This is a genomic window from Sporosarcina limicola, from assembly GCF_014873855.1.
Lineage (GTDB): Bacteria > Bacillota > Bacilli > Bacillales_A > Planococcaceae > Sporosarcina > Sporosarcina limicola.
The window spans coordinates 33776-46420 of record NZ_JADBEL010000003.1; the positions used below are offsets into that span (position 1 = coordinate 33776).

The following is a 12645-nucleotide window of genomic DNA, read 5'->3' on the forward strand; positions in this document are numbered from 1 at the left end:
CCTTCCCGATTGTTAAAGCCTATTTCAAAAGGGACACGTAAGACTGAAAAGCATATATGTGTTACGATAAATAATATAGACATACGGCTAAAGGAAAAGATTTCCGCTGTTTACGGAAGCTGAACCGTCTTCATAACAACATAAACAGCCGCTCTGACATAGTGTCTGAGCGGCTGTTTATAGAAAGAAAAGTCGTATGGGACGAATTTATCTGTTGTTACTTTTCATCAAGTACCTTATCAAAGTACTTTTTGTTGCTTATTATATTAGAATCATTTGGTTTGTATTTTCGTGCTTTTTCATTATGATAATATGCCTCTTCATATTTTTGTACCCGATCATAAAGGACACATAATTGTAAATGGGGTAACCAAGTGGAAAATGTTTTGTTTTGAAAACTTATATGCTGTTCATTCTCAGATGTTAAGGCTTGATGGTACCAATGAATAGCTATTTCATTTTTGGCTTGTTCCATAAAGAAATACCCTAATCGACAACATGCCTCTGGGCGGGGAGCATCATAGATAAGTGTTTGCAAAGTCGAACCTAATTCATTTTCTATGTCATTAAGTTTGTTATAACAATCAGCAAGTTTAAAACAGGCTCTAATATTGTCCTCAACCCAACCTAACTTCGAGTCGAGAAATTCATTGTAATTGAGAATTGCTTCTTCGAAATTGTTATGGTCCATCAGTTCATTTGCGTAATAGAATGTATCGCGTGGAGAAAAAGTCTCTCCAGACGCTAACATATTTTTATAGATTTGAATATTACGTTCATGATTGTGGCTGAGGGGGGAATGTGTGACGGCTATATCGCTGTCAAAAAGATTTCCCGAAACAGCAAGGAATTCATGTACATTACCGATCCAAGTAAACTTATTTTTTGTTTTTACTAAACGATATCTTTTTAAAGAAGAGACTACATTGCCCTCATCATCAAAACTTAAATGATAATTCATTGAAACAGCATCAATAGAAGGAGCTAATGATTCCTTTAGTATCTTTAATTTTTCCTGATCTTCTTCTGTGAGTATATCATCTGCATCGAGCCAAAGAATATAATTCTTTGTAGCTTGTTGAAATGCAAAATTTCTTGCTGCTGCAAAATTATCTATCCATTCAAAGTCAAAAACTCGATTGGTGTATTTTTTCCCAATCTCCTTCGTTCGATCACTGGATCCTGTATCTATAATATTTATCTCTTCAACTATTCCCTTAATCGAATCTAAACATCTAGCTATTACATCTTCTTCATTTTTAACAATCATACATAAGCTTATCGTTATCATATATAACCCTCCAAACTTTTCCTATATATATGCAGAGAGTCAAGAAATGAATGTGTTGAAATGAGAGATCTATTGCTTATGCATACTATTAGTCAAAAATGAACGTTTGGTTTGTCAACCAAGACTAGCATTTGCGAAAAATAAGAGCTTAGAACTCGTAACAACTTGCTGTGTTTTTCGTATTGAATATTGTTGGTAAGTTGACTCAATTATACCTCGTATAGCCATTTGAAAAATAGTAGTATAAAGAATATAGTGAATCCTTATTATACTTATGAAGGTCGCTGCTCAGTATGGACTTTGAAATAGAGGGGGCTACAGGTAATGACGAAGCGAAATTTTGTTGTAAGGGTAACTGCAATCCATGTGATCACGTATATTTTATGTGGAATCGGATTTTCGTTTTTATTTGACTATGAGGCACTATTTAAGCTCGATAAGGTGGATACTTATATGCGTTCGTACGATGGAGCTAGTGTGCTAATTGGACCGATTGTACAAGTTTTTCGTGGGTTGTTGTTCGGTATTATTTTATTATTTATGAAGGACATTTTTGTTGGCAAGAAGTATGGATGGCTCCGTTTATGGTTGGTTATTGTTATCGTCGGTATTGTAAATATACCGGGGGCAGCACCTGGTTCAATTGAAGGTATGATTTATACGCAAATCCCATTACAATTTCATTTGAAAATGTCACCTGAGGTTTGGGTTCAGACATTGTTATTTTCCTATTTTGTTGCAAAATCTCCAAAAGAAAAGAATCCGCATTCATTTTTGCAAGTGAATAAGCATAGTTTCATAACGACAATTTTAGCTGGGGTACTGTTTTCACTTTCAGGTATTATTCTTACATTTTTCTTAAAGGCCGATGTTTTTGCAGGAACGACGGATTCAGGGGCTTTTGTTGTCATGTTTGTCGGCTTAACCATCGTTTTTCTTACTACGAAATGGTACGTGGCTACTCCGTCGAACAGAAAATTGATGTTCCTTGCATTGATTTATTACATAGTTCTTGCGATTTTTCCGACAATTTATAATTATATAGTTAATTCTCCTTTTAAATCCATGCTATCGCTTGTTATAAATGCTACTCCAGTCATTGTGCTTGTAGTTTATCAACGGTTGAATGTTAAGTATTAATTGGCCTGTTCAATCTAACATGAAAACTGTTTCGGTTAACCCAGGTGTAAAACACATATCTATCCCGCATTAACAGGCAGTAAGACACCCACTTCAAGGCTTAGGAAACCCGAAGAAGCGTAAGCGTAAGTGGAGGATGAGGAAAACCCCTCTGATTGAATTTTCACTTAATAAAATCTTCGCTTTCCTTTGAGGGAATCGTGGAGTTTTTTATATGTTGTGACATTGTGAAAACTGATTTGAAGCTATTTGAGAGTTAAATCTCAAGAAAGAATGCGCGATTCTGTCGTTTTTTGCGTTTGAATTGAAGAATTGTTGATTTACGTGGTAAAATATTCTTGAAATCGTGTCGGAGTATTAACTTTTACTAATAGGTAGAATCGCTATTTCTGAATAGAACATTCGAGGTGGAGGAATCGTTTGTGAAATTGTATGTAACAGTAAAAAATTTGGGGAAACGTAAGAATGTACTTACAAAGCTTGGAATAGAACTACCGATCATTCCGACAACGCTGAGGGAACTTATTACGGAAGTTGTTAGCTTGAATGTGCAGCAGCTAAACGATAAGCAACAGAGCACTGCGTTGATTCCATTCTTAACAGAAACGGAGATTGAAGAGCGTGGAGAGAGTGGAAAGATAGGATTTGGAGCGGTGTATAACGAACAAAGTCCCGATCTTGCGAAAGCAGTTGAGACTGCAATCGTGGCTTTTGAAGATGGGTTTTATAAAGTATTTATTCGCGAAGACGAGAAAAGTAATTTGGAATTACCGCTTACGCTTAACGAAGAGGATGAGATTGTATTTATAAGATTTACAATGCTAGCTGGAAGTTTATGGTGAAGGGGGAGAACGAATGATGGAGAAACAGGAGCAAGAGAAGCGTTATTATACATCACTACAAGAGAGAGCTGAGAGGGTAAAGCCTCATCTTTCTCCATTAGCGAAGTGGGTAGTGGAATTGAGTCAAATAAGGTATGTACGTCAGGATGAAGATTCTTTTTTGAAATGCCGAGACATCTTGCATTCACTTGCCGAAGGGAATAATGATTTATTATTCGAACCGTTAGTGAAAGTTATAAAGCAGCTTACAAATGAGTACACGGGGAAAGTCTTTGAATATATTGCTACTCATGCGACTGAATATCCATATGCCACAGGATACAGCCGTAGACCTTTCCGTACATCGGAATCGAGTGCTCACATGGCCCAGGTGATTAGCAAGATGAGTGCGCTCATCTATATGGAGTGTCATGAATTCGCTATTATAGATTATTTGACGTTGGCTGATTATCCGTTGGGGCAGAATTATCAGTTGGCACATACGATTAGTGATGTCATTGCTTTTGAGATAGATTCCAACAATACAGAGGTCATTGTAGCACTTAAGGAAATTGTATATGGAGATAATCAAACGGCGTTACTTACCCATCAAATGATCAAAGGGATATTTAGGAGCCATCATTCGGAATTGTATGAGATGATGGGCGAATTATTAACTGCTGCACGGTTGCAGGAGGGGCTTCGACAATCCATTGTGGAACGAATGGACGAGGGGACGTTGGAAGCAAATCGGTACATGCTGAAGGTCATCATTGACCAAGATTTTATTCGCTATAGTTCTGTCGTAAGAGCGCTTGGCGTATGGACAGGTATGGGACTAGAATCAGCAAATCAGCGTGTAGCTGGGCAGCTTATCGAGGAAGCTTATCGTGCTCTAACTGATGAATCAATTCGTGCGTTATGGTTATCTAGTGATAATGCGAATCACGTTTATATAAGTTTATGGGCTACAGCTGTAGTTGAAGAACGTGATTTATTTAGTGGAATAACGTATTTGATGGAGCACGGGGAGCTGTATCAGAAGATCATTGCACAGTATGTACTCGTGAACAGTGAGAATCGGGATGTACGTTATGGAATAGCCAGACAATATTTAGATGCTACGGATCCAGAATTGCAGTACTGGATTCTATCCAACTATTGTTATGACTATACACGCGTGTGGGGAATAGAAGACGGGAATGGGTCTAGTATTGGAATTGAACGTATCCCGCTTCTAGAGAGCAAGGAGGAACGACGACTTGAATTTGAACAGCTAAAGGTGATGTTCCTTGGTGCTACTCACAAAGAGTTATCTGCTCCTTCCAAAGTGTTAGATTTTGTACATTTCCATTACAGCTTGGATCTTCCTCTTCGAAAAATGCTATATCTGATAGCTTATGATATGGATAGTGAATGGATTGCCACTATCATTTCCCTGAAGGATCGGTTAAGTGTGGATATGCGTGGCGAACTGTTAGCTCATTTCGTTCAGGATATGGAAAATTCAATCCAACGTGAATTCATATTTACAACTTTATCAGATAAGAGCATGAATAATCGCGAGAAGGCACTCGATAAAGCGAAAGAATTAACGTTATCGGACGAAGAGTTAAAGCTGGTAGAAGGTTTGTTGAAGCTGAAGACAGGATCTTTACGCCAAAGTGCTATTCAGTTATTATTGCATCAGCCCGAGAACAGTGTGACAGTCTCATTGACTCGATTAATGCAAGGCAAGAGTGAATTACAGCGACTAGCAGCATTAGAGACGATTGTTATGATTTTTGAAGATAGTGAACGTGTGGAGCAGTATGAAGGCTTGCGTTCGATGCTTAATTTAATTGAGAAACCCACGCAAAAGGAACAGCAATTGATAGGAAGACTAAGTCGGAAAAATGACTATACAGCAGCGAATGGCTTCGGTCTATTTGACCCGAAAGTTATCGAGCTTCGTCCTATGGAGTCATCGGAACTAGGGGAGTTCGAGTGGGGGAATATCTTCAGTCTGTCGACGAAAGATGTGATTCGTTTTCTCGCTGGTTTAGACCAAGAAATACATAATTACCGTGATTATGAGTATGAGGTAGAGTATTACGCTGGCTATAAGGATACGTTGCTGTTAGGTACAGAATTAAGAAGTGTTCGCCCCTATCAGGAGGAAGAGGTCGATGCACCCGAGCTTGGGAAGTATCCATTATATGAGGTGTGGAAAGATTATTTAGAGCGTAGTAATTTAGGCGCAACTGAATTACTTCAGATTTATTTTTATTCGGAACTTGATTCGCTTGATAAGACGTTGAACAATTATTATCGGTATTTTTCTGATGAGATGGATTATTCTGAGCTTGAGAAGCATGTGCTGTTGGAGGGGTGGCGCAAGGAGTTTACGGAGCAGTTATACCCAGTGGACCAAATTCGAGAGGTTAAAAATGCTCTCAACGAATTTCAGTACAGTAAGCAAATTAGCAACCTCCTTATCGCTTACTTTCAGGATAGTGATAAAAGTGCAACATTTAATTTGACGATTGATGCTTTGGATACTGTTATGCAAGCGATGCCTAAAGAAAAGGTGTCAAAAGAGTGGGGTATCTTACAATTATTGGCGAATCCGTGGCTTTCAATGGCCAGAAGTCGTGTGCATGATGAGGAGAGCTTTAAGCGATTGTTTCATACATTCTATGCATATAACATGATGAACCCAGATAACAATGCTTATTCGGTACTTAATTTAAAGGATTATTTCCGGGCTTTTGGAGCGGGGATGATTGGAACAGAAGAAGTGTATCGGGAATTATTAGGCGGAAAAGATAGTCGCAATCATATTCGAAGCATTACATCTAAACGATTTGACGAGATAGATGATAAGTCTGAATTGGTGAAAATTTGTCAGGCGGCTGTGGAGAGGATCCTAGATGTGGAGCTCGAACGTGGCGATCTCGCAACTGAGGTAACATCTCTTGCTATGGGGCTGGAGCGGATTGAGGGCATGGAGCATTTTGTTCATATTTTATCCGGGCTACAGCAGGAAACCTTTATTCGTGGCTATGTCTATGGTTATGGAGATAGGATTACGAAGAAGGAATCTTTTAGTCATCTGCTCAAGGTCAGTTATCCACGTGAAGGTGAAGAGGAAGTACTTTTGAAACAATTGCTAGTGGGTCTTGATATTACAGAGAAAAGGCTGTTAGAGGCGGCCATGTATGCGCCTCAATGGTTAACTATAGTGGCTAACTATTTAGATTGGGACGGACTGCGCAGTGCAGCTTGGTATTTCCATGCACATATAAATGAAGGATTTTCTGCTGAGAAAGAAACGGTTGTGGCACATTATTCACCGATTTCAGCGCAAGACTTTACGGATGGTGCCTTTGATATCAAATGGTTTAAAGAGGCCTATGAAACGTTGGGAACGAAGCGATTCGATTTATTGTACGATTGCGCTAAATATATTTCGGGCGGAGCTAATCACCGAAGATCACAGCTTTTCGCAGATGCGACACTAGGGAAGCTAACGTTCATGGACATACAGCGGTCCGTAGAAGAGAAAAGGAATAAGGACCACTTGCTTAGCTACAGTCTCATTCCATTACGTAAAAATCGTGAGCAAGATATTCGTGAACGCTATGAATTCATCCAACGTTTTGTTGCTCAGAGTAAAAAATTCGGCGCTCAGCGTCGGGCAAGTGAAGGATTGACTGCGCAAATTGCACTTGGGAACTTGGCGAGAAATGCCGGATATGGAGATGTCATTCGGCTGATGTGGGATATGGAGGCACGAAAACTGGACGATATGCAATCTTATTTCGAACCCTATAAATTAGATGAGGAGACAATAGTTCAACTTCTTATTAATGAAGAAGGGAAGTCAGAGATTGGTATTAAGCGAAAAGGTAAAGGGTTGAAAGCCGTTCCTGCTAAGTATAAGAAGGACGAACATATTATCGCTTTGAAAAGAATGAAGACGGAACTAACAGATCAGTACCGGAGAGCGCGCAAGGAGCTAGAACGCTCCATGGAATCAGGGAATACCTTCACTTTATTGGAATTGAAGGGCTTGTCAGGGAATCCAGTAATCACACCTCTATTACAGACGTTGGTGTTTAAGTCGGGAGAGAACTTGGGATACATCGATGCAACTGCAGGTGGGCTTATCGATCCAGCTGGTAAATTAACGCTTATTGGGGTTAAGGAAGAACTCTTTATTGCGCATCCCCTTCATTTATACGAGAGCGGTTACTGGAGTCAGTATCAGAAAGACTTGTTCAATCGTCAACTTCGACAGCCATTCAAGCAGGTGTTCCGTGAGTTGTATCTTCCAAATGCGGACGAACAGGCTCAGGGTACGGTTTCTCGCAGATATGCTGGGCATCAAGTGCAGTCAAGAAAAACAGTCTCCTTACTTAAAGGTCGACAGTGGACAGTGAGTTATGAAGAGGGATTGCAGAAGGTATATTATGCCGAGAATTTGATTGCGAATCTCTATGCGATGGCGGATTGGTTCTCGCCTTCTGAGATTGAGGCGCCCACACTAGAGACAGTCCAATTCTTTGATCGGACCACGTATAAGAGCGTTTCCTTGGATAAAGTTCCTCCAATTCTGTTCTCAGAAGTGATGCGCGATATCGATTTAGTCGTGAGTGTGGCTCATGTGGGTGGCGTCGATCCAGAAGCTAGTCTGACAACAATGGAGATGCGGAGTGTAATTGTTCAAGAGTCACTTCGTCTCTTGAAGATTGATAATGTTCGCTTAGATGGTAATTATGCTCGAATTGAAGGTACCCTTGGTGAGTATGGGGTGCATTTGGGCAGCGGAATGGTTTACAGACAAGCTACAGGAGCGATGTATATCATTCCTGTACATTCACAGCATAGAGGTCGTATATTCTTACCCTTCATTGATGAAGATCCGAAGACAGCCGAAATTCTATCGAAGATCGTGATGTTGGCGGAAGATAAGAAGATTAAAGACCCACAGATTCTAATGCAATTGAAGGCGTCGAGTACTCATTGAGTTAAGACTCCATTACGTGTTTTACTACTGTTATTCATTCAAAGTTGTGTAGAAACAGATTTTGATAGATTCAAAAAAGCTTGCTTAATAGTGGAAACATCACACAAATCCTATTTAAAGATTTACAAGATTGAGGAATAGACACACGATACATTCTCTATGATGACACTCTTCCAGATGCGAAAAATATTATTATTCTTGCAGAGGATGACCACACATTATTTATCCCAACATTAGGTATTAAACATTTTGAAGTGACGCCTGAAATTATTGGTGCAATGTGTAATGCTCAATACGTTTACACATGTATTTCAGAAATCCGGCCTTTACGCTGTGGAGATTTGAGTGCACTCGATATTATTAGGGAAATCCGAGCAAGTGGTACGAAAATGGTCTATGATTTTGACGTAGCTCATTTAGAGCCAGGTGATGAACTATTTATTGAAGAGATGGATATTGTATTTTTTAATACGGTCGGGTTTGACGTATATCGAAATGAACAATCATATGAGCAGGCAGTGGCCCAATTACTGGATTTTGGAACCGAAATAGTTGTAGTGACAAATGCGGAAAACGGCTGCGTTGTGTATACAAAAAAATCAGCAAGTAAGTGTTCCGGGAATTTCAGTTGATGTTGTTGATGTAACTGGGGCGGGTGATACATTTTGTAGCTCTTTTGTTTATGCTCTAAATAAAAGTGATAATCTAGCAGTCGTTGCCAATTTTGCAAACGCTGCGGGTGATCGAACAGTCACAGTGATGGGACCTTGGGGTGGTGTGTCTTCCAGTGAAGAGATTCTTGATTTTATGAAGCAAAAGGGTTTATTTTCAGGCAATGAATACAATTGTTTCTTAGGCTAATGGAATCGTGACAATTGAAACAATCATGTGGGTTACACTTTGAACAGATTTATTCGCCGTGAGGAAAAGCTATTTAATTCACAAAATGGCTTTTTACGTTGTAAACTAGGGAAGGAAATAGTTTTGGTGGAAGATTTGCGATATCAACCGTTATGAGATGAAGTGGGATAGATCTAACAAGTTCATCACGGAATTGGCATGGTTGGGATGAACGGAGAAAGGGGCATAGTGCTTCCTTAATAGAAGTGACGGATAGTTCCTATTCATTTCAGAAAAAAATGTCAACCCTATTATACAATCACCAACGCCATAGCAAATTCTACACGTGTCAGATATTGAAGTCTGTGCGGTTCACTGATATAATTTATAGTAGTTAAAATAGGAGTGAACTAAGCGATGAATCATGAACAGAGATTGGCACGTCAGAAAAACATACGCAATTTTTCCATCATTGCACATATCGATCACGGGAAATCGACGTTGGCCGATCGGATTTTGGAACAGACTAAAACATTAACTTCAAGGGAAATGAAATCCCAAACACTGGATTCGATGGATTTAGAACGTGAACGTGGGATTACAATCAAATTGAATGCTGTGCAATTGACGTATACGGCGAAAGATGGAGAGGATTATACATTCCATTTAATCGATACTCCAGGACACGTCGATTTTACATATGAAGTGTCACGAAGTCTCGCAGCCTGTGAAGGAGCAATTCTCGTCGTCGATGCGGCTCAAGGGATTGAAGCACAAACACTTGCGAACGTTTATTTGGCGCTTGATAATAATCTTGAAATATTACCTGTCATCAACAAAATTGATTTACCAGCAGCAGATCCTGAAAAGGTGAAAAAGGAAATCGAAGACGTCATCGGACTAGATGCGTCGCAAGCAGTCCTTGCATCCGCGAAGGCTGGTATTGGAATAGAAGAGATTCTGGAACAAATTGTAGAAAAAGTGCCTGCACCCCAAGGTGATCCGGAAGCCCCGCTTCAAGCGCTTATTTTCGATTCGCATTATGACCCGTACAAAGGGGTCATCGTCAACATCCGGATTATGGAAGGTACAGTCAAGCCGGGAGACAACATCCTAATGATGGCGACAGGGAAAAAGTTCGAAGTCCTTGATGTAGGCGTGTTTACACCGAATATAAAGCCACAGGATGAATTGACCGTCGGGGACGTAGGTTACTTATCAGCTGCCATTAAAAATGTCGGCGATACCCAGGTAGGGGACACAATTACAGGTGTTTCGAATCCAGCAAACGAACCTCTCGCTGGATACCGCCGCTTGAACCCTATGGTGTACTGCGGACTGTATCCAATCGATACATCGAAATATAATGATCTACGTGATGCACTCGAAAAATTGGAATTGAACGATGCAGCCTTGCAATATGAAGCGGAAACGTCACAAGCACTCGGATTCGGTTACCGCTGTGGATTCCTTGGTTTATTGCATATGGAAATCATTCAGGAACGTATTGAACGCGAATTTAATATTGACCTAATTACAACAGCGCCAAGCGTTATTTACAATGTTGTCATGACAGATGGCAGCCAGTTGAAAGTAGATAACCCTGCGATGATGCCGGATGCACAAAAGATTGATTTTGTAGAAGAGCCATACGTCAAAGCGTCTATCATGGTTCCGAATGATTATGTCGGATCGGTAATGGAGTTATGTCAACGCAAGCGCGGCGACTTCGTAACGATGGATTATATGGATTCATCACGCGTGAATATCATTTATGAACTGCCTTTAGCTGAGATTGTCTATGATTTCTTCGATCAATTGAAATCAAGTACGAAAGGTTACGCTTCACTCGACTATGAACTAATTGGGTACAAACAATCTAAACTTGTTAAGATGGATATCCTCTTAAACAGTGAGCAAGTGGATGCACTTAGTTTCATTGTCCACCGAGATTTCTCTTATGACCGTGGCAAAGCGATTGTTGAGAAATTAAGGAAATTGATACCGCGTCAACAGTTCGAGGTACCTGTGCAAGCCGCAATCGGACAGAAAATTGTTGCGCGCTCAACCATCAAGTCAATGGGTAAAAACGTTCTTGCGAAATGTTACGGTGGGGACATCTCCCGTAAACGTAAACTTCTTGATAAACAAAAAGAAGGTAAAAAGCGGATGAAGCAAGTAGGTTCTGTTGAAGTACCACAAGAAGCCTTTATGGCAGTTTTGCGGATGGACGAGGATTAAACTTTATAGGTATGCGGTTTGTGTCTTTGGTGAATCGTGAAAAATAGTGATTTTCCATCCATTTGCCATCCTTCGAGAATGTAGGATGGCAAATTATTCGAGATCACGCATAGCTTTTTCGAATATATCCACTGACTCATTTTGCATTTTCTGCGTTAAGTGTGAGTAGGTATCAATTGTGATTGCGGACCTACTGTGCCCAAGGCGTGCTTGAATGTCTTTCACCTTTGCACCGTTCTCCATGAGCATCGTTGCGTGAGTGTGGCGAAGGCTATGAAAATTAAAGTCGATAGCTAATTTGTCTTTCATTTTATTTGTGTTATATTTAATGACATTAGGCGTGATGATGCTTCCACATTCTTTCACGCAAACATGATCTGTTTCTGTATAATGTACACCGTATTTCAGCTTATTTTTTATAAGCCAAATGCGGTGTTTTTTTAATATATTCACAATCGATGAACCTAATTGGATTTGACGTTCTGACGAGGCTGTTTTTGTTGTTCCATACACCCATTCATCACGCTCCCTAATTAGTGCCTGCTCGACTGTCAATGTACCCCTATCTAAATCGATATGTTTCCACATCAACCCGCACACTTCACTCACACGTAACCCTGTATGCAGCCCAAGGTGGAAGGGGATAGCGAGAGGGTGACCTTCTGTTAAATACTCACTGATTCTCCGAAGACTATCCGCTGGCAATATCTTTAAATCCTTTTCAGTAGACTTTCTCACGTCGTACTTCGGCATGATGACATACTGCATAGGGTTTTCTTTGATATACCCCCATGGATGCACAGCGTGTTTTAAAGCGTTATTTACGATGCTTGCAAAAATTTCTAAAGAACTCTTCGAATATCCTTCACGATATAAATCGTTCACGAATGCTTGTAAGATAGCAGGTGTTAATGATTTCAGTCGATATTTTCCGAGTGCCGGCTTAATTTGCAATCGAATAGCACGCTCATAAGCTAACAAAGTGTTGTGTTTCAAATTCACTTCCCCATATTCTTTGTACCAATAGTCCATAAAATCGGCCAAAGTGATAGTGGATGGCTCAAAGTGTAGTCCGGTATTTTCATATTCGGAAATCGCTACACGCAATGCCTTTTCTGCTTCTTTCTTATCCGAGCCAACAACTCGCTCGACAATTTGTTTTTTTCCGTCCACCTCTCCCATAGTGAAATAGTAGTACCAATTCTTTCCGCGCTTTCGTACTCCTCCACGCATGATGTACACTTCCTTTTCTGGTTTTTCAATACATTGGAACTTACTTCTACATCACCTCCTTAAGTTTT

The 12645-nt window shown here is 40.1% G+C and carries 8 protein-coding genes; 6 read left to right on the forward strand and 2 right to left on the reverse strand.

Translation table 11 applies throughout. The annotated features are described in order from the left end of the window. Positions 1 to 217 precede the first annotated feature (217 nt). Positions 218 to 1291, reverse strand: coding sequence for a glycosyltransferase family 2 protein (locus H4683_RS03740; protein ID WP_192597501.1), 1074 nt, complete (start codon positions 1289 to 1291; stop codon positions 218 to 220). Positions 1292 to 1615: 324 nt separating this feature from the next. Here H4683_RS03740 and H4683_RS03745 point away from each other — a divergent pair, with 324 nt between their 5' ends. The 6 genes from H4683_RS03745 (at position 1616) to lepA (ending at position 11344) form a co-directional block, all read left to right on the forward strand. After that, a complete protein-coding gene (locus tag H4683_RS03745; RefSeq protein ID WP_192597502.1) occupies positions 1616 to 2431 on the forward strand; it encodes a hypothetical protein in 816 nt (271 codons plus the stop codon). 422 nt (positions 2432 to 2853) lie between these two features. Continuing rightward, positions 2854 to 3273: a hypothetical protein gene (locus H4683_RS03750; protein WP_192597503.1), complete on the forward strand. Its 420-nt coding sequence runs from the start codon at positions 2854 to 2856 to the stop codon at positions 3271 to 3273. Between the two features lie 16 nt (positions 3274 to 3289). Continuing rightward, positions 3290 to 8263 carry a DUF4132 domain-containing protein gene (locus tag H4683_RS03755; RefSeq protein WP_192597714.1) on the forward strand — a complete coding sequence of 1658 codons (4974 nt, stop codon included), beginning with the start codon at positions 3290 to 3292 and terminating at the stop codon, positions 8261 to 8263. 194 nt (positions 8264 to 8457) lie between these two features. Then, positions 8458 to 8895, forward strand: a complete 438-nt coding sequence (locus H4683_RS21700) for a hypothetical protein (protein WP_338062389.1) — start codon at positions 8458 to 8460, stop codon at positions 8893 to 8895. After that, on the forward strand, positions 8828 to 9124 hold the full coding sequence (locus tag H4683_RS21705; RefSeq protein WP_192597504.1) for a PfkB family carbohydrate kinase: 297 nt from the start codon (positions 8828 to 8830) through the stop codon (positions 9122 to 9124). Before H4683_RS21700 ends, H4683_RS21705 begins: the two co-directional genes overlap by 68 nt. Positions 9125 to 9520: 396 nt before the next feature. Continuing rightward, the gene (gene lepA / locus H4683_RS03770) at positions 9521 to 11344 is read left to right on the forward strand and encodes a translation elongation factor 4 (RefSeq protein WP_192597505.1); all 1824 of its coding nucleotides are present in this window, start codon (positions 9521 to 9523) and stop codon (positions 11342 to 11344) included. Positions 11345 to 11437: 93 nt separating this feature from the next. Here lepA and H4683_RS03775 read toward each other — a convergent pair whose 3' ends face one another. After that, positions 11438 to 12577: a tyrosine-type recombinase/integrase gene (locus tag H4683_RS03775; RefSeq protein WP_192597506.1), complete on the reverse strand. Its 1140-nt coding sequence runs from the start codon at positions 12575 to 12577 to the stop codon at positions 11438 to 11440. Positions 12578 to 12645 lie beyond the last annotated feature (68 nt).

Excerpts from the sequence above, each read along its gene's own strand:
- H4683_RS03740 (WP_192597501.1), bottom strand. The coding sequence starts at position 1,291 with ATGATAACGATAAGCTTATGTATGATTGTTAAAAATGAAGAAGATGTA.
- H4683_RS03745 (WP_192597502.1), top strand. The coding sequence starts at position 1,616 with ATGACGAAGCGAAATTTTGTTGTAAGGGTAACTGCAATCCATGTGATC.
- H4683_RS03755 (WP_192597714.1), top strand. The coding sequence starts at position 3,290 with ATGGAGAAACAGGAGCAAGAGAAGCGTTATTATACATCACTACAAGAG.
- H4683_RS21705 (WP_192597504.1), top strand. The coding sequence starts at position 8,828 with ATGCGGAAAACGGCTGCGTTGTGTATACAAAAAAATCAGCAAGTAAGT.
- lepA (WP_192597505.1), top strand. The coding sequence starts at position 9,521 with ATGAATCATGAACAGAGATTGGCACGTCAGAAAAACATACGCAATTTT.
- H4683_RS03775 (WP_192597506.1), bottom strand. The coding sequence starts at position 12,577 with ATGCGTGGAGGAGTACGAAAGCGCGGAAAGAATTGGTACTACTATTTC.